The 25,532-nt window shown below is 37.4% G+C and carries 21 protein-coding genes; 11 read left to right on the forward strand and 10 right to left on the reverse strand.

Features of this window, described 5'->3' with window-relative positions:
- Window positions 1-174: 174 nt before the first annotated feature.
- The 6 genes from INR75_RS03135 (at window position 175) to INR75_RS03160 (ending at window position 5,438) form a co-directional block, all read left to right on the forward strand.
- Window positions 175-1,380 carry a primase-helicase family protein gene (locus INR75_RS03135; protein ID WP_223090731.1) on the forward strand — a complete coding sequence of 402 codons (1,206 nt, stop codon included), beginning with the start codon at window positions 175-177 and terminating at the stop codon, window positions 1,378-1,380.
- Between the two features lie 306 nt (window positions 1,381-1,686).
- Complete coding sequence (locus INR75_RS03140; protein WP_223090732.1) at window positions 1,687-2,550, forward strand: toprim domain-containing protein; 864 nt, start codon at window positions 1,687-1,689, stop codon at window positions 2,548-2,550.
- Window positions 2,528-3,067, forward strand: coding sequence for a mobilization protein MbpA (mbpA, locus tag INR75_RS20370; protein ID WP_255584623.1), 540 nt, complete (start codon window positions 2,528-2,530; stop codon window positions 3,065-3,067). Before INR75_RS03140 ends, mbpA begins: the two co-directional genes overlap by 23 nt.
- The gene (locus INR75_RS03150) at window positions 3,064-3,933 is read left to right on the forward strand and encodes a relaxase/mobilization nuclease domain-containing protein (protein ID WP_223090733.1); all 870 of its coding nucleotides are present in this window, start codon (window positions 3,064-3,066) and stop codon (window positions 3,931-3,933) included. Before mbpA ends, INR75_RS03150 begins: the two co-directional genes overlap by 4 nt.
- Window positions 3,934-3,944: 11 nt before the next feature.
- Window positions 3,945-4,244, forward strand: a complete 300-nt coding sequence (locus tag INR75_RS03155; RefSeq protein ID WP_223090734.1) for a DUF6730 family protein — start codon at window positions 3,945-3,947, stop codon at window positions 4,242-4,244.
- Between the two features lie 222 nt (window positions 4,245-4,466).
- Entirely contained in the window at window positions 4,467-5,438 is a 972-nt protein-coding gene (locus INR75_RS03160) for an ATP-binding protein (RefSeq protein WP_223090735.1), read from the forward strand.
- A 541-nt stretch (window positions 5,439-5,979) separates the two neighbouring features.
- Here INR75_RS03160 and INR75_RS03165 read toward each other — a convergent pair.
- The 4 genes from INR75_RS03165 to INR75_RS03175 form a co-directional block, all read right to left on the reverse strand.
- A complete protein-coding gene (locus INR75_RS03165) occupies window positions 5,980-7,167 on the reverse strand; it encodes an efflux RND transporter periplasmic adaptor subunit (RefSeq protein ID WP_223090736.1) in 1,188 nt (395 codons plus the stop codon).
- Window positions 7,168-7,171: 4 nt separating this feature from the next.
- Window positions 7,172-11,512, reverse strand: coding sequence for a CusA/CzcA family heavy metal efflux RND transporter (locus INR75_RS03170; protein WP_223090737.1), 4,341 nt, complete (start codon window positions 11,510-11,512; stop codon window positions 7,172-7,174).
- A gap of 82 nt (window positions 11,513-11,594) precedes the next feature.
- Complete coding sequence (locus INR75_RS20585) at window positions 11,595-11,903, reverse strand: DUF6660 family protein (RefSeq protein ID WP_370629880.1); 309 nt, start codon at window positions 11,901-11,903, stop codon at window positions 11,595-11,597.
- A gap of 416 nt (window positions 11,904-12,319) precedes the next feature.
- The gene (locus INR75_RS03175; RefSeq protein WP_223090738.1) at window positions 12,320-13,246 is read right to left on the reverse strand and encodes a hydrogen peroxide-inducible genes activator; all 927 of its coding nucleotides are present in this window, start codon (window positions 13,244-13,246) and stop codon (window positions 12,320-12,322) included.
- Window positions 13,247-13,338: 92 nt separating this feature from the next.
- Between INR75_RS03175 and INR75_RS03180 the strand changes: the two genes are divergently transcribed.
- Window positions 13,339-14,847, forward strand: a complete 1,509-nt coding sequence (locus INR75_RS03180; RefSeq protein ID WP_223090739.1) for a catalase — start codon at window positions 13,339-13,341, stop codon at window positions 14,845-14,847.
- 22 nt (window positions 14,848-14,869) lie between these two features.
- Window positions 14,870-15,511 (forward strand): ankyrin repeat domain-containing protein, encoded by a 642-nt coding sequence (locus INR75_RS03185; protein ID WP_223090740.1) that lies wholly within the window; start codon window positions 14,870-14,872, stop codon window positions 15,509-15,511.
- A gap of 423 nt (window positions 15,512-15,934) precedes the next feature.
- Here the strand turns inward: INR75_RS03185 and INR75_RS03190 are convergent, their stop codons facing one another.
- The 5 genes from INR75_RS03190 to INR75_RS03210 all read right to left on the reverse strand — a co-directional run bounded on the left by INR75_RS03190 (window position 15,935) and on the right by INR75_RS03210 (window position 20,510).
- Window positions 15,935-17,368: a type IV secretory system conjugative DNA transfer family protein gene (locus INR75_RS03190; protein ID WP_370629881.1), complete on the reverse strand. Its 1,434-nt coding sequence runs from the start codon at window positions 17,366-17,368 to the stop codon at window positions 15,935-15,937.
- Window positions 17,369-17,551: 183 nt separating this feature from the next.
- Window positions 17,552-18,577, reverse strand: coding sequence for a MobB family relaxase (gene mobB / locus INR75_RS03195; RefSeq protein WP_223090741.1), 1,026 nt, complete (start codon window positions 18,575-18,577; stop codon window positions 17,552-17,554).
- Between the two features lie 24 nt (window positions 18,578-18,601).
- Complete coding sequence (locus INR75_RS03200; protein WP_223090742.1) at window positions 18,602-19,009, reverse strand: BfmA/BtgA family mobilization protein; 408 nt, start codon at window positions 19,007-19,009, stop codon at window positions 18,602-18,604.
- 567 nt (window positions 19,010-19,576) lie between these two features.
- Window positions 19,577-20,020, reverse strand: coding sequence for a JAB domain-containing protein (locus INR75_RS03205; protein ID WP_255584624.1), 444 nt, complete (start codon window positions 20,018-20,020; stop codon window positions 19,577-19,579).
- A 151-nt stretch (window positions 20,021-20,171) separates the two neighbouring features.
- Window positions 20,172-20,510: a single-stranded DNA-binding protein gene (locus tag INR75_RS03210; RefSeq protein ID WP_223090743.1), complete on the reverse strand. Its 339-nt coding sequence runs from the start codon at window positions 20,508-20,510 to the stop codon at window positions 20,172-20,174.
- A 636-nt stretch (window positions 20,511-21,146) separates the two neighbouring features.
- Here INR75_RS03210 and INR75_RS03215 point away from each other — a divergent pair.
- The gene (locus INR75_RS03215) at window positions 21,147-22,502 is read left to right on the forward strand and encodes an alpha/beta fold hydrolase (RefSeq protein ID WP_223090744.1); all 1,356 of its coding nucleotides are present in this window, start codon (window positions 21,147-21,149) and stop codon (window positions 22,500-22,502) included.
- A gap of 151 nt (window positions 22,503-22,653) precedes the next feature.
- Here INR75_RS03215 and INR75_RS03220 read toward each other — a convergent pair whose 3' ends face one another.
- The gene (locus tag INR75_RS03220; RefSeq protein ID WP_370629882.1) at window positions 22,654-23,445 is read right to left on the reverse strand and encodes an SDR family oxidoreductase; all 792 of its coding nucleotides are present in this window, start codon (window positions 23,443-23,445) and stop codon (window positions 22,654-22,656) included.
- A 368-nt stretch (window positions 23,446-23,813) separates the two neighbouring features.
- On the opposite strand from INR75_RS03220, the gene gntA reads away from it, so the two are divergent.
- Entirely contained in the window at window positions 23,814-24,521 is a 708-nt protein-coding gene (gntA, locus tag INR75_RS03225; RefSeq protein WP_223090746.1) for a guanitoxin biosynthesis heme-dependent pre-guanitoxin N-hydroxylase GntA, read from the forward strand.
- Window positions 24,522-24,530: 9 nt separating this feature from the next.
- A complete protein-coding gene (locus tag INR75_RS03230; RefSeq protein WP_223090747.1) occupies window positions 24,531-25,118 on the forward strand; it encodes a DUF1989 domain-containing protein in 588 nt (195 codons plus the stop codon).
- Window positions 25,119-25,532: the final 414 nt, after the last annotated feature.

Genomic DNA, 25,532 nt, shown 5'->3' on the forward strand with positions numbered 1-25,532 from the left:
TCATTTGACCACAAATGATAGCTCTTACCGTTAGGTTTAAAATTAACTTATATCAAATTGCACTATTCGCAATCAAAATAAATTTTTTATATTTTTTATTCAATTATTGTCAGTTTTAATTAATTTTAAGTATCGATTTATCGCTGATATAAATAATTTTTTAAAAAACAGGAAATGAAGCGGGAAGGCTCTTATATTAGAGTGGGGACTCAATATTACAAATTGGTAAAAACACCTAGTATTTCCGGCCAGGTTAATGAATCCCTTGTTTCCTGGAATATTGAAACCATTAGGCAGGACCACGGTAAAACTTATCTAGCCGGGATTCCAAAATTCGATGGCTTTACCTGTATCCCTGATCATATCAATTTTAAATATTCACACTTCAATTTCTACAACACCTATGCCCCACTTAGCCATAAGCTACTTGATGGAGAATGTCCGATATCATTGGAATTTGTCCGGCATATCTTTGGAGATCATTACGAACTCGGCCTGGATTACCTGCAACTTTTATTTATAAAGCCGACCCAGATCCTACCTATTCTTTGCCTGGTCTCCAGGGATCGCTCTACCGGAAAAAGTACTTTTTTGAAATGGTTGAAGAAAATATTCGAAAACAACCTTACCTATCTTACCAATGATAATTTTACCAGCCAGTTTAATTCTGATTGGGCGAATAAACTGCTAATTTGTATCGATGAAGTCTTATTCAACAAGGAGGAGCTCACCGAACGGATCAAATATTTGAGTACCACCAATATTAATAAGCTGGAAGCTAAAGGGAAAGATAAACGGGAAGTAGAATTTTTCGGAAAGTTCGTACTATGCAGTAACAACGAAGAGAATTTCATCAAGATAGACCATCACGAAACCCGGTTCTGGGTGCTAAAAGTTCCCGGTATTAAAAAAGAACAGACCTCCTATTTAGAAAAACTTACTGAAGAAATTCCGGCATTCCTTTACTATCTTAAACATCGAGAACTTCATTCTACTCATCAAACCAGGATGTGGTTTAGCCCCGCACAAATTGAAACCCCGGCCTTGCGCAAACTGGTGCAGCATAATAAAAACCGGATCGAAAAAGAACTGGCCAATATTCTAATGATGGTGATGGAAAACCACGACCTGGAAACAATTGACTTTTGTCCGATGGATATTTTAAATGCGATCAGTAAAACCAGGCTCCGCACCGATCTTACCCAAATCCGGAAAATCCTGAAAAAGGACTGGAAACTTTCGAGCCAGCCTAATTCGAATAAATACCAAAAGTTTATTATTTGGGGAGATGGTAGCACTAACCTTACAGGTGCCAAGGGACGCTATTTTACTGTAAATAAAATGTTCCTGGTCGAAAATTTTCCAGAGCAATCAACATAGCCAAAAGCAAGTTTCAGCGAAAAAGATGAATTGATGAGTAAATGATGACAGGCGAGCGCTAGTGTTTGCTGGGGGTTCGGACTGCTGTCATCGTTTCATCAAAATCAAAGCTGCTTTTGAAAGAAAAAGGTTTTTAATACTTCTATTTTTTGATGATTGATGACAGAATACTATTAGCTCAGTGGTAGCAAGGGTTTAGGCTGTCATCAAATTGTCATCAAATTGTCATCAAAAAATATGATGACAGAAAATAGGCTTAAAAACACAGACCTATAAACAGAACTAAATCACACTAAATAAATGCTGATGAAAACAGGAAGATTAAGCTGTGAAAAAGCCCGCAAGCTTTGCATCGTCAAAAGCCTCGCAAAGTTGGGGCACTTTCCCAGCAGAACAACGGAAAAAGAAGCCTGGTTTCTGAGTCCCCTTCGGTCAGAAACGCAGGCCTCTTTTAAGGTTTCTAAAGAACTCAACAGGTGGTATGACTTTGGAATAGGACAAGGAGGTAATGTAATTGATCTAATATGCCTTATCGAAAATTGTGAGGTTAAAGAAGCATTGCAGTTTTTAGATCAAGAATCTATCATACCAACTTACAGCTCACCAAATAACCACAAGCCTAAAAAAAGGAAAATTCAGATTACAGCCGTGAAACCATTAGATCATCCAGCCCTACTCTACTATTTGAAATTTCGAAAGATCAATGTAGCATTAGCCAGGCATTTTTGTAACGAAGTTTCGTATCAATGGAAGGAGAAACAGTTTTATGCCCTGGGACTTAAAAATAAACTGGGAGGCTGGGAACTTAGAAATAAATACTTTAAAACCTCCAGTAGTCCTAAAACTTTTTCCTTTATCCAGAACAATTCGAGGCAGCTACTTATCACAGAAGGGATGTTTGATTTTCTTTCCCTGGCGACCATCGATGAAGATTTAGTACAAAACTCAGATGGTATCATTTTAAATTCCCTGGCTTTTATAAAGAGGATTGAAACTTTGATTCCAAAATATAAGCGGGTTTTACTCTTCCTGGATAATGATCCCGCTGGTGAAAAAGCAACAGCTTCGCTTTTAAACCAATATGACCATATCACCGATCACAGTGATTCTTATAAAGATTATGTAGATCTCAATGAAAAATTAAAAGATGAAAAAGCGCGGAAAAAATAAGGAGCAAGGAGGTAAAAGTAAAATAAGATGGGAAGAAGCTTTAGCTAATACCAAGAAACAACACGATAGAATGTATAGTAGAATAGATCAAAAAGCTGAGTTGGAAAAGAAGGAGCTTAAACTATCTGTACCGACTTTGGAAGGGAATGCAAGATGTGTGCCTGTGGGCACAATCTTGATTGCTCCCGGTGGTCGCAATGAAAAAAAAGAGAGGTTTAAGGGGAAAAGTGAATGGATAAAATTCAGATGTTCTATATACGAAAAGAAGATGCTCAGGATCAAAGCGAAACAAAGCGGACTTACTTTAAGTGAGTTTTGCAGAAAGGCTGTGTATGAAAAAGAGATCAAGGAGCGGCTTTCTGATGATCATATCGAGATCTATAAAACCCTCCATAAATTTCATAATAACTTTAAATCTATCGGGAATATGTACCGGAAGAAAAATCCTAAACTGACCAGGGAAGTTTATGGACTGGCCAATTTGATCAAAGCTCATCTTGAAAAATTGAGAAGATGATCGGGAAAGGAAAAGCGATATCGCATACCCAGGCTTCGATGGCCTATGGCTGCAACCAGGAGAAAGATGCCGAAGTTGTCTATTCGCAAAATATTACCGGGGACACACCTAAGGAAGTAACAGCTGAATTTAGACTTACCCAGGAACTAAATGAGAACTGTGAAAAGAATACACTCGCTTTTGTATTAAGTCCAACTATAGATGATGGGAAGTATTTGGAGAAGAAGGAACTCGCCAGGATCTGTGAGCAGTTTATGAAACAGATGAACTTGAAAGACCGGCAAGCCATTGCCTTTGTTCACCGAGATAAAGCGCATAAACACATTCATCTCTATGTGAACCGTATTGATTTCAAAGCGGTAGCCTACAATGATAGCTTCATTGGAAAGAGAAGCCAACTCGCTGCGGAAAAAGTAGCTGAGAAAATGCAGCTGACTACCGTGAAACAGGTACAATGGGAAAAGCAGCATAATCTTTCTGCAATTCGTTCGGAAATCAAAAGACGGCACGATTTGACGATGCAGCAGTTTAAACCACGAACGTTTCAGGATTATATAAAGGGAATGGAAACGAATGGCGTGAAGGTGATTCCCTCGATCAATAAAGCGAATAAGCTGCAGGGCTTTCGGTTTGAGTTTGACAAGTATAATCTTAAAGGTAGCGAAGTGCAACGCTCTATGACCGGTGGGAATATTGGGAAAACGCTGGCGTCAGAAAAGAGTATGTCTAGCTTTCTAAAGGAAAATACCCAGATCAAACTTGCCGGCAAAACGGTAGAGCTTTCTACCGGGATGGCTAAGGCAATAGCAAAACAGGTGATCAAAAAAATAATCTCTAAAGGTATGGATGCCGGGATGGGATTCTAAAAATTCGTATTATGGCAAAATTAGAACAACTTAGTGAACTGCTGGTTTCAGAAATCAGCCAGTTTGAAAAGACGGTACAACGGCTGGAGAGAATTCAACAAGAAAAGATTGGTCTCGATAGTGAAGCTCTTGAAAAGCTGCTCTTAGAGCATCAGGAGAAAATGAAAAAGGATCTTTCTCAATACGCAATAGAAATGGAAGAACTTGGTGGAAAACTTGAAGAGGCCAAGGCCTACCCGATTTGGGCATTAATTGTTTTTGGACTATCGATATTGCTTAATGCGATTTTAATTTTTATGGTACTATTTTAAGTTAAATCTAGAAAGGGGCAATAAACCTTGTTGAATTTTTAATGCTAATTAACTCTTATAAGAAGAAACCGTTACTCTATCCGAGCATATAGGTGCTGATTTTATCATTTTGCATAAACTTTTACAGAAAAAAGAACTTGCACGCTTTTTTAATTCAAAGGATTTTGAGGAAACTTTTAAAAGTAGCAAATGATGATGTGAAAGTTATAAGAATGATAATGCGTGGTTAAAAAAAAGGAGTTTGCAAAACGTAATATCTCTGCTGATAAGGTTTTAGAGTTAATAGATTATCTGTCAGTTTTTAAACTCTTAAAAATTCCTCTACCCCCAAATAAGGAACAAATACTTTTAAAATTAGAAGAGGAAAAACTGATTTTTAAGAGACTTGATAAATATCATATTACCAACTTAGGAGCTATTCTTTTTGCCAATGACTTAAACGAATTTGAACATCTGGCACGAAAGGTTCCGCGGGTAATACTCTACGACGGAAATAACAAATTGAAAACAATAAAAGAGCAGGAAGGTAAATTAGGCTACGCTGTTGCTTTTGAAAAATTGGTTAATTACGTAAATGATAAGCTTCCTTCAAATGAAGAAATTGGCCGTGTATTCAGAAAACAAGTTAATATCTATCCAGAACTTGCAATTAGAGAACTACTTGCGAATGCTTTAATCCATCGAGATTTCACCGTAAGAGGAACGAGTGTTATGGTTGAAATTTTTGACAATCGAATTGAAATCAGTAATCCTGGTAAACCTTTAATTGACGTAAACCGATTTATAGATCATAGCCCTGAGAGCAGAAATGAATTGTTAGCTAGCCTAATGCGAAGAATGAATATTTGTGAGGAAAGAAGGAGTGGGGTCGATAAAGTTATTGCCCAGATTGAAGTATACCAATTACCAGCTCCAGAATTTATTGCGGGAGACAATTATACCAGAGTCGTAATGTATTCTCCAAAATCATTAAGGCAAATGTCTAAACCAGATAAAGTAAGAGCCTGTTATCAGCACTGTTGTCTTAAATATGTATCAGGGGAATATATGACGAATCAAAGTTTACGGGAAAGGTTTGATATTGATAAAAAGAATTATTCAATAATATCTCGATTAATCAGAGAAGCTATTGGAGCTGGAGTTATAGCAGAATATGACACATCAAGGATGTATGTTCCTTATTGGGCTTCCTAATTATGTGATCAGGATGTGACTAAAGAATAATATTTATGTCTAAAAACCACTATTTTCGGGCTATCAAGTAGGTTGCAGGATGTGATAAAGGGTAATTTAAATTCTTAAATAATTTGCTAATTTATTGAGCAAGATAAAATTACAGGAGTAGATCCTTTGTAGCATCCTTTAAAAGGAATCGATAAGGCTTAGGAAATCTAACGATATACAGAAATTACTTTTGATATCAATTGAAGTGTTTTAACGTTAAAATAAAGTTAAAGAAACTGTATGTGCAAATTATGTGCAAATGCAAAAAGGCTTCACAGGTAAAACCTCGTGAAGCCTTTGTTTATAAGTGGTCCCACCTGGGCTCGAACCAGGGACCCCTTGATTATGAGGTCTTGACAAATGAATCATAAATCCAAAAAGGTCAAATGTTTCATCACTCGCTCCAAAAAAGGTCGAAATAAGCTTTCGAGAGTATTAAAGACTGTAGTAATCCCACTTAAGATAAGCGTATAGTCAGGTTTTTTTATTTACTAATTTTTCCATATCATTTTTAATGATGATGTCCACCACCTTCTCCTTTATTCATTTCGGCTATTAAATAATAAGCATTATTAAAAGCAAATTTGGAATCGGCTGCTGTTTCATTCAGGAACTTTACCTCTGTCCAATCATTATCTTTTGCTCCAATAATTACCTCCACCGGTTTAAAGCTCCAGGCCTTCCCTTCTTCTTCGGCAGTAAAAACAAAGAATTTATCTGCTTTTTTGGCAATAGCAGCTTCAGGAAAAGCTAAAGTGCTCAGATTGTCCACAGCTATCCTTCCACGAACATACATACCGGGAACCAGGTTTTCCGTGCGATCCTTTATCTCTGCATGTACATGTAAGGCCTTGGGATCCTGCTCGAAATTTTTTCCTATAGAAAGTATATTAGCTTTCCATTCTTTACCAGCCTGCGAGGCAATGTTGAAATATACCTTCTGTCCTTTTTTAACCTTGGCAACATCCTTTTCAAATACCATCAGGTCTGCATGCACATGATGAGTATTAATAATTTCAAACATATTCGATTTTGCTTCAACGAACTGGCCCGTCTTAATATTCACTTTTTGAACAGCTCCTTTTATGGGGCTTAAAACGGGAATCTGTTGTTGAATATCCCCCTTCATTATCGAAGTAAGGTTAATGTGCAACTGTCTTAGCTGTGCTTCCATTCCTTTAAGATGTCCTTTTGCACTTTCGAATTCTGATTGTGCTTTTTGAAAGGTCTCGCCTGAACCTACACCTTCTTCATACAATTTTTTCTGACGGCTAAAATCCTTTTCAAGAAACTTCACTCGATTGGCCGTATTGATATAATCCGATTGCACTTTAATAATGTCGGGATGGCTCAGGTAAGCCAGCACACTTCCTTTACTTATCTCATCACCTTCGATCACATTAATAGCGGTTACATTTCCTCCTATCACCGGCGTTACCGTGGCTTCGCTTTGAGGTGGAACTTCCAGGTGCCCGTTCGCTTCCACAAATCCTGTCATAACTCTTTTCTTAAGCGTATCAATCTCCATGTCAATTGCCTCGAACTGAGCGGCAGTAAGCATAACCTCTTTCGGCGCCGGTTGGTTTTTTTTCTCCGTGTTCTGCACTGGTTTTTTATCAGAATCTTTATCTTCCTGATTTTTCCCGCAACTTATGAATATAAGGGCAATTGTTGCTATTATGATATGTATATGTTTCATTCTCTTATTTATTATTTAGGTAATATTCGATTTCTGCCAGTGCGTACTGGTATTTATTATACGATTCAACAGCCTTGAGTTCAGACTGAACCGCACTATCTAGATTCTGTATCATCTCCACATAATCAATAGCTCCTTCATTAAAAGCGAGGAGCGTACCCCGACGCTGTTCTTCCAGAAGCGGAACTACTTGGTTCCGGTAAAAATTCCAGGAAGACTTCCATTTTTTATATTGGTTAATAGCCATCCTGTACTCGGATTTTAGCTGATCCTTTCTGAATTGAAACTCTTCCTCCGCTATCGCTCTTTCAATTTTTGCAGATTTAGCCTCGGCATGTTCTCTTCCAGAAAAAACCGGAATAGAGATTCCCGCCTGGTAACTGTAAAAGCCATCGTTTCCGTTCACCTCCTGAATACCATACTGAATATTAAAACTTGGTAAAAAATCTGCTCTTTCAGCCCTTAGTTTTGCATCTGAAACCTCCATTTTGCTCTCTGAAACATCCAGAAGCGGATGTTTTCTCAATTCATGCAGGAAATTTTTATCAGGAACCAAGCCTAATTCGATAGTTTCGGGAACCGTATAGTTTCCATTTCCAAGCCAAAGATTCAGTTGCTGAACAGCTATTTCATTGTCATATAAGGCCTGATCCCTCATAATAGCGATTTCCTGAATACGATTCTTCGCTGCCAAAAGTTCGAGTTTTGAAATCGCTTCAGTTTCATATCGTAGAGAAACTGCCTTATCCAGTTGGTTATACAGGGAATCCAGTTTCATATACAATTTTAATTTCCTTTTAGCAGAAACAGCCTTACTCCAAGACTTTTTAACTTCTCTACTCACATCAAGCGCTGAAAGATCATAGGAATTGGAGGCCAATTCTATTCGTTTCCTGTAAAATTTATTTTTTGAGGGAATTCCCAGCAGGTCTATTTGCTGTTGCTGAAAACCAACCAGTGTATAAATACCTCGGTCATTATTCAGTTCCTCGCCCCCGGTGAATATAGTCGTCCGTCCCAAGTCCCAGGCAGCTCCCTTCATAGCTTCTGCCTGTTCAAGCTTTCGCTTTTCATTTTTAAGCAACGGATAATTTTCCAAAGCGATCTCCACGGCTTCATCCTTATCAATAATTTGAGCCTTCTCAAGGTTTTCCTGAGCTTCTACAGTATTAATCGATAAAACAACACCAGCAAAAACCGTCAATCCTGTCAATATATTCTTATTTATCAAACCTTTTGTTTTTTTGATTTCTGACCATCGGTATAGAATAGGTAACATGAATAAGGTTAGAAAAGTAGAAGTCACCAGGCCACCAATGACAACCGTGGCCAACGGCCTTTGTACTTCAGCACCTGCTGAACTTGAGATCGCCATGGGCAGGAATCCAAGTACATCAGTTAATGCGGTTAACAGAATAGGGCGAATTCTTCGTTTAGTTCCCTGGGCTATTCGTTCATTAATATTAGTCACTCCTTCTTCCTTTAGTTCATTGAATCCACTTATAAGCACCAGTCCGTTTAGTACAGCCACGCCAAAGAGAACAATAAAACCAACTCCTGCTGAAATACTAAAGGGCATATCCCGAAGCCACAACGAGTAAACCCCGCCAATGGCGGCCAGTGGAATGGCCATATAAATCATACTGGATTGTTTAAATGATTTCAGCGCGAAATAAATGAGTATAAAAATTAGCAATAACGCAATAGGTACTACAATCTGAAGCCTTTTCCTGGCTCTTTGGAAATTTTCAAAAGCACCACCATACCTGATATAATATCCTGCTGGAAGGTTCAGCTCTGCATCCAGTTTATCCTGAATATCCTCGACCACCGATTTCACATCCCGATTTCTGATATTCACTCCCACGTAAGTACGCCTGTTGGTATTATCACGACTTATCTGCATGGGACCGGACTGGTAGCTAATATTCGCTACTTCCTTTAGCGGAACCTGGGCCCCGGAAGAAAGTGTTACATACAGATTCTGGATATTTTCTATACTAGTACGTTGTTCGGGTTGTAAACGGACCACCAGGTCATAACGCCGTTCCCCTTCAAAAATCACCCCGGCCTTTCCTCCTGCAAAAGAAGATTGAATAAGCGAATTCAATGCTTCGATTTGAAGGCCATACTGTGCGATCTTACTTCGATTATAATTTACGGTGATCTGCGGGAGACCTGCTGTTGCCTCAACCTTCATATCTGCAACTCCTTCAATATTTCCAATAAGCTTACCCATTTCCTGAGCTTTTGAAGCCAGCATATCGAGATCATCCCCATACAACTTTACAGCAATATCCTCCCTTACACCGGTAAGCAGTTCATTAAACCTCATTTCCACCGGTTGGGTGAATTCATAACTCACCCCTGGAAATATGCTAATCTCTTCTTTAATTTTAGCAATAAGTTCATCTTTGGTTGTTGCGGAAATCCAATCAGACCTTTCTTTCAGAATAATAAAACTGTCACCAATATCCATGGGCATGGGGTCCGTCGGAACATCAGATACTCCGAAACGAGTCACAACCTGTTCGATCTCAGGAAATTTTTTAAGCAGCAAGGATTCTATTTTGGTAGAGGTCTGAATACCTTCTTCCAGAGAACTTCCCGGTTGGAGGATCACGTGAAAGGCTATATCCCCTTCATCCAGCTGCGGAATGAATTCTCCACCCATTCGAGAAAACATAAAAGCGGCAATTCCGAGTAAAAGTATGGCCAAACATAAAACAAGTTTTCCTTTTTCAAGAGACTTTTTTAGAAGAGGTTCATACTTTTTTTGCAGCCAGAACACTACATGATCTCCCCAGGAATTTTTATGTTTTTTGGCTTTTCTTAGAAACAATGATGAGATCATAGGAACATAGGTCAGACATAGTATCATCGCTCCGAGCATGGCAAAAATAAAAGTTAGTGCCATGGGTTTAAACATTTTGCCTTCCACTCCTTCCAGTGCTAAAATGGGCAAAAAAACAATCAAAATGATGAGCTGCCCGAAAAATGCCGAATTCATCATTTTCTTTGCTGAAGAGCTTGCTATCCGATCTTTCTCAGCCTGATCTATTTTTTTGTCGTTCAGCATTTTTTGATGAAGGATAAAAACAGTGCTTTCGACGATGATCACGGCTCCATCCACGATAATACCAAAGTCAATAGCACCAAGACTCATCAGGTTAGCCCAAACACCAAAGATATGCATCATAACAAAGGCAAAAAGTAAGGATAAAGGAATGGTCGAAGCCACTATAAGTCCGCCTCGCCAGTTCCCTAGAAATAAAACAAGAACAAAGATTACGATAAGTCCTCCTTCCAGGAGGTTCCCTTTTATCGTGGAAGTAGTATCCTCGATCAGTTCGCTTCTATCTAGAAATGGTTTAATCCTTATTCCTTCGGGCAGTGATTTTTGAATTTGATCGATCCTGTTTTTCACATTTTCGATCACTTCATTGGAGTTAGCACCTTTAAGCATCATAACCATTCCTCCAACTACTTCTCCTTCTCCATTTTTTGTGAGTGCTCCATATCTTACCGCACTTCCAATACGGACCTCGGCTATATCATCTACCGTAATCGGAATGCCATTAGTATTGGCTACGACTATATTTTCGAGATCTTCAATATTTCTGGCAAGCCCTTCACCACGAATGAAGTTTGCCTGGTGATTTTTTGCAATATAAGCCCCTCCGGTATTTTGATTATTCGTATTCAGGGCAGCGAAAACATCGGAAACATCTAGGCCTATCGCACGCAATTCATCGGGATCTATGGCGACCTCATATTGTTTTATATGGCCTCCAACTCCGTTAACCTCGACCACTCCCGGCACCATGGCCATCTGTCGCCGAACGATCCAATCTTGAATACTCCGTAGTTCGGTAGGTGTATATTGATCCTTAAAATCTTTATCGACCTCAAGGGTATATTGATAGATCTCTCCCAATCCGGTTGAAATTGGTCCCATAGCAGGCTGACCAAAACCATCAGGGATCTCATTCTTCACCTGATCTAATTTTTCGCCCACCAGTTGCCGAGGAAGATATGTCCCCATATCATCTTCAAAAACGATAGTGACTACCGAAAGGCCAAATCGGGAGACCGAACGAATCTCATTAACTCCAGGGAGGTTACTCATGGCAATCTCAACCGGATAGGTCACGAATTGCTCTATGTCTTCCGTTCCCAGGTTTGGCGCCTGGGTCATTACCTGCACCTGATTATTAGTTATATCGGGTTGAGCATCAACCGGCACTTTGATCATACTCCAAATTCCAGTGCCAAATAGTACAACGATAAATAGACCAATAATAAATTTATTATTGAATGAAAAATCAATGATTTTGTTAATCATGAATTGTATGTTTAATTCAGTAAAAATTAATTGAAATCCTTCAGTATGTTCACGTCAGGACATAGGTGTCTTATGAACTGAATTAAACCCGGGGCGGCTGGAATAAAAACTGAGGAATATCATCTCCCATTTCATATCTGAATGTGGAGATCATAGTTGAAATATCAAGACTGATCAAATCGATTTCATTGGTATCGAAGACCACTATGTGTAAGTGACAGCAATGGCACTGGCAGAAGGGACTGCAATCATCCGCTGCTGTACCAGAAGCATGAGTACCATCAACCTGATGGAATTCTGTTGTTTCCTTTTGGAACGTCACATTATCTTCGCATGGCATAAAGCTCAAGCTAAGAAGATATACAGAAAATATGACCGCCAAAAATCTCATATTACAAAAGTAGAAAATATTTTCTGCACTAGAATTGCATTTGACACTTGACTTAATTGTAACAATTTTTAGTATTTTTATTATATCGCCTTTACAAATCCAACTAAAACTTTACATAAATTTTGGGACAGGACAACTATTATATCTACAGCTTTATTCCCTTTGTGGATTAGATTAAGGATAGTTTGACTGGTAATATTAGCCTAAAATAGTTTGAAGAATTTGAAGCGGAACTTTACAATACTGTTTAAAATAGAATTAGCTTAAATACAGGGTTTTCAGAATATAAAATGGGGAATGTTTAATTAAATTTTAACATGTAATTATTTGAAATAAATATTGAAAATCGAAAAGTCTTTGTGAAAAGTATCACGTACATAAAATATACCTAATTGGAAGTTTTATCAGTGTAAAGTTTAGCGCCATTTTACAGTAAAATATTCATGGGATTTAGTAAAGTGATTTGGTATTGAATGTATAATACTATCCCTTAATTCTTTAAGCAAAACTTCTTTGGTAAAACTCCCATGAACTACCATTCCTATCTGCCTGGCAGGTTGTGGATTCTCGAATGGTCTCACCCATGGTTGATCATTTTTATCAATTGCCAATTCAGGAACCAGAGTGTATCCTTTATAATTTTGTATCATACGTTTCAATGTTTCTATTGATCCTGTTTTAAATTGAACGGGTTGTGTGGTCTCTTGTGCTTTGGTTTGGCAAACATTTAATATTTGATCTCTAAAGCAGTGCCCCTGCTGTAAAAGCCATAGACCTTCTTTTGGAAGTTGTACAGCATCGATAGATTTTTGTGATAATAAGGGATGTTCTTCCACTGCAAATACCCAAAATGGTTCTTGAAACAATTTAATTTCCCTCAATTGAGGAATGTCTGTAGGCGTAACTAAGAGACCTATATCTAATTGACCAATGCGTAATTGTTCCAATATCATATCGCTTTGCAGCTCTAAAACTTCCAAGGTTACTTTAGGGAGTTTTTCTTGAAATAACTTTAAAAATAAAGGTAGTAAATACGGTGCCAATGTGGGAATGACCCCTAACTTAAAATTACCTTCAACAAATTGCCTATCTTGATTTACCATTTCTTTTAAACCTTCCACTTCTCTTAATATCTGCCGAGCTCTTACAATAAACTTTGCCCCCTGTATCGTTGGCTCTAAAGGTTTTACACTTCGATTAAAAATAGTAAGATGTACTTCATCTTCTAGTTTTTTTACTTGCAATGTTAATGTAGGTTGTGCTAAAAAACAACTCTCTGCTGCCTTTACAAAATGTCGATGGGTATCTAAGGCTACCACATATTGTAATTGTTGCAATGTCATAAATATTTATTTTTTAAATGCATATTACAAATATATCAATTTGATAAATATAGAGGTAATAAAGAGTTTTGCATTAGAAAATAAATCAAACCATGAAAAAAATCTTTTTGAGTCTTACATTACTAGTTTCTCTAGTATTGCATTCACAAACTATGACCACCAATACAGGAGCACCTGTGGGTGATAATCAAAATTCTAAAACAGCCGGAGAGTATGGCCCTGTCTTACTAGAGGATATCCACTTAATAGAAAAATTGTCCGCTTTTGATAGAGAACGTATTCCAGAACGTGTGGTACATCCCAGAGGCGCAGGAGCTTTTGGATACTTTGAAACAACAGCCGATATGTCGAATTACACCATTGCAGCACCTTTTCAGACCGTTGGCAAAAAAACTCCATTAGCGGTTCGTTTTTCTACTGTGATTCATGGAAAAGGTTCACCAGAAACTTTGAGAGATCCAAGAGGCTTTGCGGTAAAAATGTACACAGAACAAGGAAACTATGATATTGTAGGAAACAATCTTCCGGTTTTCTTTATTTGGGATGCTATTAAATTTCCTGATGTTATCCATTCATTAAAACCTTCTCCGGTAACTAACAAACAAGATCCTAATAGGTACTGGGATTTTATAGCAAATACTCCAGAAACTACACACATGGTAGTTCGGCTTTGGTCTGACTATGGAATTCCGCAAGGATATCAATATATGAATGGAAGTAGCGTGCATGGTTTTAAATGGATTAATGCAGAAGGAGCCGTTACCTATGTGAAATATACATGGGTTTCACAGCAGGGAGAAAAAAACTTTACCATGGAAGAAGCAGCTGCCCAGCAGGCAAAAGACTGGCAACATGCTACGGTTTCTTTACGTAAAGATATAGAAGAAAAAAAATATCCAAAATGGGATTTATATGTTCAGATAATCGAACCTGAAGATATGACTTCATTTGACTTCTGGCCCTTGGATGCTACCAAAGATTGGCCAACCGATCTTATTCCAAGAATAAAAGTAGGAACCATGACCTTAGATAGAAATCCTACTAATTACTTTCAGGAAATAGAATCATTAGCATTCTCACCAGGATCCCTAATCCCAGGAGTAGAAGCTTCGGAAGATAAACTGCTTCAAGGACGCCTATTCTCTTATTTTGATACACAACGTCATCGATTAGGTCCCAACTTTCAACAAATTCCTGTAAACCAACCCAAAAACAAAGTGTACAATTATAACAGCGACAGTTATTTAAGTACACGAAATCAATATTTCCCAAATGCAGATGTAAATTATCAACCTAGTAGTTATGTTTCAGTGCAGGAAGATACATTGTATAGAGCTTCTAAAAAAGTACTGACCAATGAAGTGATTGCTCAGTCTGAAATATCTAAGAAAAATTACTTTGGTCAAGCAGGTGCTTATTTTAATTCACTGGATAAAGAAAATCAACAAAACTTAATAAAAAACCTTATTGCAGATCTATCACAAGTTACGAGTGATCCTGTTAAAAAACAGGTGATTATTCATTTATACAAAGCAGATCGCAAACTTGGTATGGCCATAGCCCAAGGTCTTGGTTACTCCCAAAAAGATTTTAAAAACTAAATAGAAACACCATATAAATATTATGAAATTATTTTTATCAATAGCTATTGTATTTTTATTTTCCATGAATGTTTTTGCACAACAAACAATTTTTGATGCTGCAAGAAGCGGAGATATAACTACTTTAGAAACTATTCTCAATAAAGATGCCACCGCCGTTAATCAACAAGACAGTAAAGGATATACTCCTTTAATCCTAGCCGTGTATAATAACCAGGCCAATGCTGTAGCTTACCTTTTAGAAAAAGGAGCCAATGTAAATGCACAAGATTACTCTGGTAATACAGCATTAATGGGTACCGCTTTTAAAGGATACACTGCTATTGCAGAAAAGCTCTTGGCGTATGATGCAGCTGTTGCTGTAATGAATTTTAACCAAGCGACAGCGCTCACATTTGCAGCTACTTTCGGAGCCAATGATATTGCAGCACTTCTTTTAGCACATGGTGCTAATCCTCATACCAAAGATACTCATGGAAAATCTGCACTGGACTATGCAACTTCACAACAAAACAATGTTTTTGTAAAACTTGTCGCGGCACAAGAAAAGAATGCTAAAAAAGTACAAGCAAAACGAGTAGGATCATATATGAGTAATTCAATAAAAACACAAGATCTACATACAAATAAGCCTGCACCAATAGCCGGGTGTTATATGCAATAAATTATTACCATAAAACTGGTTTTAATTTGGCTTTTCCTAAAACTTAGTAGTATCCACTTAACAAGGTTGGACTTTAAAAAGTCCAACCTTTCATATAGACTTCAAAAATCCGAATCAAGAACCTGGGTGCAAGCCCTTGAGGTATGAATAGGAAATTAGGTTTATTTTAGGTGTACACTTCGGGGAATTAAACCCTTAATAAGGGATTAATTCCTCCTTACCTCCGAAGGATAAATGAGACTAGTTAGTAGTTACTCAAAAAGATTTTTGCATAAGAATGCTAGATTCTCCTTAATGCTCTATCCGTTTTTGTGAATTACAATTTCTGTTTTATGAAACTTCAAATGTTCCCAATGAAACTTTGTTTTATTTTAAATTTATCTCCCAAAATCTAATTAGTTACATCATCAATATTGAAAAATCTTAAGAAAACATATCATCGAGATCCTTCATCATGGATTGATACTTCCGATGATATAGCATGGTTTCTCCCTCTATATTATTAAAACTGCTTAATTGAAATTTCTGATTTTTAAAGAGTAATAGTTTAGTATTGCCATCGGCATAGACCACAAATTCTCCCGGTTTCAATTTAAAAAAACTACTGGCTCGGATTTTAGCCACTTCACGTTCCCCTTTGGTCACCCGGGTATCAAAATCAAGCCCCTCACTCCTACTCACACTTTTTGTCTGCTTCAGTACCAGATCAAAAAAGCGTTCATAATAACGTGCTGTATCCGGATCATTCGCTTTTCCAAAGAACTGATAGGAAAGATTACTAAGGATCGATTTTGAGCCTTTATCCCCGTACATCATATCATTTTGGATCTTATCCTGCATGACATAAATGGTAGCGATATCATAGCTTCTAAGAGTCGCCGGAATACGATGCATATTAAGCAGTCGAATTGTGGGCGCCTCTTCCAGCATCAGGAAGGAAGATTGGCGATGCCGCACGCTCATTTGTTTAACGATGGTATGAATGATGGTGGCGATTACCGGAGAAAAAGAAGCATCATATTTTGGATTATTAACTACCGAGACTACGGCAGGATGTTCCGGATTATTAATATCCAACGGCACCTCGTCTTTAGAGAGCACATAGAAAATCTTCTCGGAAGTGATTTTTTTAAAAGCATTGGCCAGGGTACTCTTCACTCCGGCGGTTTGTTTTGAAGAATCTTTACCCTGAATAAAAGCACTAGCCATAGCTTTTGAAATAGGATTTACAGAAAGGAAATGGATCAGACTATTGGTATCCAGTTTTTGATATAGGGAAATCATATAGGGAAGGTTACAATATTTGGGATAATCGGTTTTCAATCGCCAGATTATTCCCGCGATAAGGCCTTCTACGGCATCATTAAAAAACTTGCTGGTACCGGAGCTTCCCGATTCTTTCAGCTCCAACAGGTTTTCCAATAGCACCCGGGCCACTTCATTAACACTTTCTTCATTGGGCAGGTAACGTGCTGCGATGGGATTCACACGATGGACTACGGTGTCGAATGAAATAATATAAAACGGAATATCGCTATCCTTATAAAGTGGGTAAGCCATTTCGGTTAATTCAAAATCCTTATAATCATGGATTACCCCACAGAAATTATGTTTTCGAAAATGTTCTAGAAAAGGAAAGACTACGCTTTCGGTTTTTCCGGATCCTGCTGAACCGGTAATGGAAACACCGCGACGCACATTATCAATATAGAAATTCCCGCTGGTCGTTTTGAACCGTACTTTATACTTTTTAGGCGATCGGGTGTCCAGTTCCCCGGCACCGAAAAACACATAGAGCACAATATTGAGCAAGAGTAAGGGGCAGGCATAAAGCAGTATTATTTTAATCCGCTCCATATCGGATGGAAAAAAATAAAACAGCGTTCCCACAAGCATAATGAGAATACCGAAGTTCATCCAAAAACCTTCGGTATAGAATTTCAGTAGTCCATAGAAACATCCGCCTACGATGCAGCAGGTGGAGAGAATAATTAGGGGGTGAAAGATTTCGATCATGAGTTTTTAGTATTTAAATGAATATTAATAGCCTATTGATGAGGATTTAATAGCGGTTTGAATTCCCTTTCTAAGCTGGTTAAAGCTTTTTACGGCAAGCTGCACCTGATTGGTAGGGATGGCAGGAATTCTAAGCCCTGACTGTCGCAGAATCTGAAACGCCAGTTTCTTTTGCGCAGTAGGCAGTTTTGCCAGTTGCTGCATATAGGATTTCGGTTGCTTCAGAAAAAGTTTTCGAGAGGCGTAGGATTCTACATAATTACGTTGGAACTGGAATTTCTGATCGAAAATCTTTTCTGCGGAGGCAAAAAAGCGATCTCTGTCAAAACCTCGCTTTACGAGTTTACCATTCATCATCACTTCCGAGGCTTTGTATTTACTGCCAGGGGAAAGGCTATAGCGATTAGAAGCATCCTTTCGGGAAACGATAATATGGATATGGGATTGGTTTCCGGGTTTGGCCATTCCCTGGCTAATGCGTAGTCCGTTAATTTTATGCGGAGCCTGTTGTTCCAGGCGATCAATTTGCTTTTGAAGTTTGGTGATACTCCCCTGCTCTTCTCCTCGATCAATTTTCCGTTGTTGATTTTTAAGTGCTAATATTTGAGACGCACAGGGCTGGTTTTCTTTTACCTGCCAGTCGGTACCTTTAAAATAGCGTTGGGTTTCCAGTTTCGCATAATACTTAATATCCGAAGGCTGCACAGCACGTCCATCAATCTCACGATTAAAACAGCTGGCATAAGATTTCATAAGCTCCCGGGTATAATCTTTTAGCTGATCCTTCGTACTAATATTTGCCAGTTCCCGGGCACTGGGATTAATCGTGATCGCGTAAAATCGGGCTTCGGAGGTTTTCAATTTTGCGGTATTCCCATCGATATCTTTGGTCACGCTTTCCGGTAAAATATCATCATGGCTCGCATTAAAAAAGTTTTCCTTCTCCTCATCCGGGCGGAGTTCATTTTCTTTTTCCAGGTATCGGACATAGTCAGCACTTGAGCTTGCATAATGTCCACCGGATTTCTGTGGGGATATGCTTATATACATAGGTTAAATTTGAGTATTGAGACTTCAGGAATTAAACTTCTTCTCTTTAAAGAGATGGTATTCTTCAGGCAGATGCTGTTGAAACTTACGCTCTTTAAATTGCGGCTCTTCGGATTTTATTTCCTGGGAATTATCATTTTCAAAAAGTGTTTGGAGCATAAGTGCGGTCGGTTTGGTCTGATGCTTTTCAATATCTCGAACGATAGCGATCAGGGCACTAATTCTTTTTTTGACCAGGCGTTCCAGGGTTTGCATATGCGGCCCCATTCTTTCCTTGGGTGATAACTGATTAGTCTCAAAAAACTCTAGCATCAGCAGCAGGCACATGGATTGGGAACAGCCCAGATGTCTGGCATATTTCCGAAATTTTTTAGCCACGGGAGCTTTAATACTTAGATTGATAAATTGATCTTTTTTAAAATCTTCATCCATTTTTTCGTGAAAAATTGACCGAAAATTGGGGGCTGAGCACAGTTTTCATGGAAAAATTAGCTTAAAGACGCATCATAAATTCTGAAAAGCGCCGTAAACACTGGGGTTCAAAAGCCAAATAGTAGTTGTAACACCGCGTAGCGTGTTACCCTCTTGCTTTTCCTTTTTTTCAGCGCCGGGCTGAAAAAATTGGTCAACCTGATCAAGGTTCAGGCTTTTTAAAAATCATTGCTAATAAATACCAGTCTCCCTATTTCGGAGGTTAAACATCGGCTGCCGGAAAGTCAAAAAGCAGCAGCATTTTAAAAATATATTGTGAAGATCTGGTTAAGATTCCTTATAAATATACGGATAAAAACGATATCAAAAAATTGAAATGACTACAATGCAGAATCAAAAACTATCCTAATAGTTACTTTAACAATAAATCTTAAGTTTATTTAAACTAAACCTTTAGTTTTGTCGCACCTAATCATTATTTCGTTAATTTGTATTAGCCTACAAAAATGGAATAATACAAAAAGGGAGCTTTAGGGCTCCCTTTTATTTACATCAGTAATTTAAGTATTATAAAATTCCTTCATCGGCAAAGCTCAGGTAATTTCCTTCGCTATTGATGATCAGGTGATCCAGTAGTTTGACATCCAGAAAATCACAGGCCTTTTGAATTTTGGAGGTTAGTTTTTTATCGACTTCGCTGGCCTGTAGTTTTCCTGAGGGGTGGTTATGGCAAACAATTATTGCGGTAGAAAGACTTTTTAGAATTAGGGCAAACATAATTCGCATATCCACTAAGGTTGCGGTAATTCCACCGGTCGAGATCTGGCAAATCCCTTTAACGATATTAGAATTATTGAGCAACATCACTTTAAAAGATTCCTGCAATTGAATTTCGTTTTTATCCCAATTGGTATAGTAAAGATTCGCTGCATCCTGGGAGCAGGTAATTTTGGGACAATTAGAAATTGTTATCCGGTCTTTGTAGCATAGTTTTATTTCGTTAACTTTCATAATGATAAGGTTTAATTTTAGGGGTGTTAATTCTGGAGAGTATACACCCCTTTTTGTTGACTTTTATTAAATTTATAGCACTAAGCTTTAGGCTTAAGATTATCTCAAAAGCAACAAGGGCGCGAAGGGGTTCCGCCCTTGTTATTGAAGTTTAAGCTTTACTACCTAGTAGTAGAATTTCACTCACTAAGATTTCGGTCACATAACGGTTATTCCCTTCCTTATCTTCGTAAGATTTGGAAATCAGTTTGCCTTCGATGGCAATTTCCTTTCCTTTCGGCACATAGTTTTCGATAATCTCGGCCTGTTTATTCCAAGCAACAAGGTTATGCCATTGAGTATCCTGAACAGATTCCCCTTTTTGGTTTCGGTAATAGTCATTAGTAGCAAGACTTAAACGCGCCACTTTTTTGAAGGTGTCAAGATTAGTAATTTCAGGAGTGTTTCCCACATTTCCGATTAACTGAACTTTGTTTCTAATAGTACTCATAATAAAAAGATTTAGAGGTCTACCCGGAGGCAGACAGTTACACATACATTGAACTAGTTTGAAAAAATGATTTACTTATTATATCCGGAAGCGTTTTTCCCTTTTTTGATTTTTTAGTTTTCCTTCCGAATAGATATGTCGCTGTTGATTTCATTTTGAACTGTTTTGATTTACTTCCCGTAGTGCCGTATAGCTGTTATCTTTTTTTGATGCTTACACGATTCAATATTTTGGATTGATTAGGACTTATAAAAGCGAGCGCAGGGAGCGGCTTATGCAGTCCGGTTCAACTCCAAAATATTGGTGTTTTGCAATCCAAAAAAAGAAGGCTAAGGGGCAACTGAAGTGAATTAAAAACCGATTAGGAAGAAACAGCACAATAGCCGGAAGGGAAACTAAATGAAAAGATGAATATCCTATTACCTATAAACCAATACTTTAAAATTTAGGAATGCATTTTAAGATAAAATCTTTCAGGAATAAGGCTTATTGGGCATCAAATTTGTATTGCATTTTACATAATTATAGCTAATAGCGTTCTTCCGAATTTACCCGACTCTTGTATATTATAGTCAGTTATATACCTAAGAAGCGACTTTTAGGCTTTCTTATCCCACTATTAATTAAGTACTAACTATGTCATCTAAAATTCAAAGCTTTATCATTACAGGAAAGAGTTTCAATATAGACTCATTTTTAAAGAAACCTATCACCTACTTTATGATTGCATTAATGCTTATGCTGCTCAGCCATAATTCTTATGCACAAGTTTCTGAGGTTTATCAGGTTTTAAAAGTTGAAGAATATCGAGGTAAGAAGTTTACTCTAAAAGCCAAGATCTATTATAAAAATAAACTGGAGAATGAATCCTTTGCAGTTTTATCGGCCTTTCCTATTGACAGTCAGGCAAAGGTGATCGGTCAGCCAATATATAACGATAATGCTGGCACCTATTATCAAGAAGGTGCATGGAGTCCATACGAATTAACCGGAAAAATTGATAAAAACGCTACCTATTTAGGCGTGGGGATGACTGTTGGAGGTTATGGAAGTTATTATGTAGACGACTTTGAATTGTCTATAAAAGATGGAAAACAGGTTATAAACATTCCTATCACAAATGCCGGATTTGAAAACGATTCCTTAGGGAACTGGCAAAACAGCCGAATACCTATAAATGGAAAAGTTTCTGTTTCCAACGAAAAATCTCATAGTGGCAGCAAATCATTGTATTTTGATTATTCGCAAGTCGCAGCCTCGAGTTTTGGCAGCAATCAGGAAGTTGGAAATTATGTAGAAGTCAATGATGTGGAACTGTATTATGAGATCTATGGAGAAGGTGATCCAGTAATACTACTTCATGGTAATAACTCATCGATGGCCAGACTCAAATATCAACAGGAGTATTTTAAAGGCGATTATAAAGTCATTGGTTTGGATAGTCGTGGACAGGGAAAATCAACTTCCAGTGAAACCAGATTGAGCTATGAACTTATGGCCGATGATGTCAGTCAACTCATTAAAAAGCTGGGCTTGGAAAAAGTCAATATCATCGGATGGAGTGATGGTGGTAATATTGCTCTTATTCTGGCAATGGAACATCCTGAACAGATAAAATCCATGGCTATCATGGGTACGGTGCTGTATAATGATAAAAGTTCTGTTACCGCAAAAACTAATAGAGTTATTAAAAAGCAGGTTGCTGCAATGGAAAAACAGGATATATCAAAAAAAGATATGGACTACCGATTGAAGAAGTTATTACTGAATGAACCCCATATTGATCCCAATGCTTTAGGCAATATACAGGCTCCGGTTTTAGTGATGGCTGGTGAGCATGATGTGGTTAAAGAGAGGCATACGGAATTGATTGCTCATAAAATTCCCAAGGGAACTTTAAAGATATTTGAAGGTGCCAGTCATGAAGCTCCAGAGGAGATTCCTGAACTCTTCAATCAAAGCATTAGCAATTTTTTTAAAGCCAATGAATAAAGTACGTGGAAATTATTTAATCTATAATTTGTGCAAACACAAATAAATTTAAATGAAGTAGAAGAGGGAATTAGAAATTCCCTCTTCTACTTTTAGGCTACTTAAAAATTAGTATAAAACCAGCAATAAATTAAGTGACTATAAACATTTCTTACAGTGTATAGCGACCACCAGTAATTTCGATGGTAGCCCCAGAGGTATAACTTCCATCTTCAGAAGCCAACATGACGTATGCCGGAGCTAACTCTGCAGGTTGTCCTGGGCGCCCCAGAGGTGTTTGTTTACCAAAGTTTTTAACTTTTTCTTCAGGCATAGTTGCCGGTATTAAAGGAGTCCAAATCGGCCCCGGAGCGACAGCATTCACTCGTATTCCCTTATCCGCCCATAGCTGTGCCATACTTGCGGTAAAGTTTTTAATGGCTCCTTTGGTTGCTGCATAGGGAACAAGATTATCACTTGGACTATATGCATTAACTGAAGTGGTATTAATAATATTACTTCCTGGCTTTAAATGTGGTTCTGCTGCTTTACAAAGGTAAAAAGGAGCGTGTATATTTGTTCTAAATGTTTTATCCCATTCCTCTGCTGATATTTCTTGCAGGCTGGTTCTTGACATCTGAAAGGCTGCATTATTTACGATTACATCTATCTGGCCATAAGTATCCAGAGTTTTCTCTATAATATGAATACAATGTTTTTCTTCCTGAATATCGCCATCAATTAAAAGCACTTCCCCATTTTTACTTTTGATAACTTCTGCAGTTTCTTGCGCATCTTTATGTTCACGAAGATAAGAAATGACAACTTTTGCTCCTTCAAGTGCGAATGCATATGCAACAGCGCGACCAATACCTGAATCACCTCCTGTGATGATAGCCACTTTATCTTTTAGCTTATTGTTTGCTCTATAAGTATCCTCGCCGTAATCAGGAAGTGGATTCATTTGATATTCATCACCAGGCTCATTTTGTAAAGGAGTCTCGAATGGTGGTTGTGGATATTTTGTTCTTGGATCTTTCATAATTAAATTTTTACTCTAAGTTAAAACAGGAATAATCAGGCTAAGGTTAAAAACTTCAAAATTGACATATATTTAAAAGAATACGGCTGATTTCTAAAGATTCCATTAAAGTCAATTCTTAAATTAGAATAATTATGAAGTAAAATTAGCATTTATGAATGCTATTACTATCGTTATGAACAATAATGCAACATATGTGTTAAACCGCATATAAGGAGGATTTAAACTGTTCTTAATACATTTTCTAGCGGAACTTCTTCGCCCTAATTTAGAATAAAAAGAAATCGAAAATGATATCAACCAACCACCAATCTGACCTGCAAGATTCCATTGATCTCGATACTGAAAATCCTCTGAACATTGATCAAATTTATCAATCATTTCAGGAATTTATAATAAGCAAAGATCACCCTTGCATAATGGCTAAGACGGTTTTCAGCATGGATAATATTCGCTTAAAGGTGTATAAAAACCTTGGAAACCTTGAACAAAGTAAACAGCTCTATAAAGAGCTAAAGACCTATATTGAAAAGTATGATTTTAATTCTAATCAATTCGAAACTTTTATAGCTGTTTTTCCAACAAGTCCAAAATACAATGAACTTCAATTTGAGGAGCAGTTATGGGTGCAACTCAATCAATTAAACACCATTGATGAATATGACTGGGATCCTAGTGTAACCAGTAATCCTACTGATAATAATTTTAGTTTTAGTATTGCTGGTAAAGCTTTTTATATTGTAGGATTACATCCTAATAGCTCCCGTAAGGCAAGACAAAGTCCATATGTTGCACTGGCCTTTAATCTACATTGGCAATTTGAGAAATTAAGGGAAATGGGCACTTATAAGCGAGTAAGAAATACCATTAGAAAAAGAGATAAGAAACTACAAGGAAATATAAATCCCATGCTAGAGGATTTTGGTGCTACTAGCGAAGCAAAGCAATACAGTGGTCGTAAGGTTTCTGAAAAATGGGAATGCCCTTTTAAACATTAAATTTTAATTATGCATACGATTTCTAAACAATCTGGAGAAGGTTTTATCTTAAAACAGGGAGAATATTTAAAAGTAAGCGGACCTAAAGGACAGCAGGTAAGCGACATGGTTCTTTTTAATAAAAATGATAAAAGAGAAAAAATATCAAGCGGAAAAACCTTAGATTTTGAAGAATCTATCCTAATTAGTAAGGACAACTTCCTTTGGAGCAATCGTAGCAACAAAATGATGAAGATCGTCGAAGACACCAATGGGCGTAATGACTTTTTACTGGCGCCTTGCAGTCCCGAGACCTTTAAAATTATGTATAAAAATGAAGAATATCATCCTAGCTGTTTCGAAAATTTATATACCAATTTAGCGAAATTCGATATAGAGCCAGATGACATTCCAACGGCCTTCAATATTTTTATGAATGTTCAATTTGAAAAAAATGGGAAAATAAGCGTAGATCCACCTTTTAATACTCCCAATGATTACGTGCTTTTTGAAGCTAAAATGGATTTGATTGTAGGACTTACCGCTTGCTCGGCAGAGGACAGCAACGGCGGTAGCTTTAAAGAAATTGAATATGAGATTTTTAAGGAACTTCCATAATTAAGAATGTTACCTAAGACGTATTAAAAACCGAATAAATAAGATGAAAACCAAAAGAGAACCAATAACGAAAAACGGAATTGTTAGTACCGCTGGCAAGATTTGAATCGTAGAAGCCATAGCAATAGCATAACTTAAAATAAGAAAAGCTATTAAGAGCTTCTGTTTAGAGCTGCTAATTAATTTCATGGTAGGTTAGATTTGGTTTGGTTTGGTTTCACCAAGTTATAACACTTTAACCAACTAAACAACAGCTTTTTAAAACTATCTTCTTTTGCGTTAATAAAGCTGCGTATTTTGAGAAAATCAATAAATTTTATCGGGATCACGAATAGAAATCAAATTATTAAAATTTAAAGACCAGAATGATGATGAAAGAAAGAAATGAGAACGATAAAAAACCAAGCAACACTC

The organism is Zunongwangia sp. SCSIO 43204 (assembly GCF_019904275.1).
GTDB classification, from domain to species: domain Bacteria; phylum Bacteroidota; class Bacteroidia; order Flavobacteriales; family Flavobacteriaceae; genus Zunongwangia; species Zunongwangia mangrovi.